The sequence below is a fragment of the Curtobacterium sp. P97 genome, from assembly GCF_023712445.1.
Classification (GTDB): domain Bacteria; phylum Actinomycetota; class Actinomycetes; order Actinomycetales; family Microbacteriaceae; genus Curtobacterium.
In genome coordinates this window covers 1-407 of sequence record NZ_JAMAYF010000198.1, presented here as the reverse complement: position 1 = coordinate 407, position 407 = coordinate 1, and the positions used below count along the sequence as shown (strand labels likewise).

Genomic DNA, 407 nt, shown 5'->3' with positions numbered 1-407 from the left:
GTCCCACGACCACGTGGGCGAGCCGACCTGGTCGTCGACGACCGAGATGGTCTCGCGCTGGGCCTCCAGGCTGGTCATCGTCGCGACGAAGTTGCCGCCGTGCCGGCTGTGCACCCAGGCGGTGCGCACCACCGAGGCGTCGGCGCCGACCGCGGCCACGGCGGCCTCCCCGGCCGCCGTGGTGCGTCCGTAGGCCGAGCGCGGGGCCACCGGCGCGTCGACGGGGTACGGGTCGGTGGCGGAGCCGTCGAAGACGTAGTCGGTGGAGACGTGCAGCAGGCGTCCGCGGCCGGCCAGCTCCTCGGCCAGCCACCCGGGGGCGCGGCCGTTGACCACCAGCGCGGTGCCCTCGTCGGTCTCGGCGGCGTCGACGGCGGTGTAGGCCGCGGCGTTGACCAGCACCCACC

At 76.2% G+C, this 407-nt stretch carries 1 protein-coding gene; it reads right to left on the bottom strand.

Features of this window, described 5'->3' with window-relative positions; all coding sequences use genetic code 11:
* Window positions 1–407: sugar nucleotide-binding protein (locus M3677_RS17635; RefSeq protein ID WP_251161231.1), on the bottom strand; the 407-nt coding region annotated here is incomplete at both ends.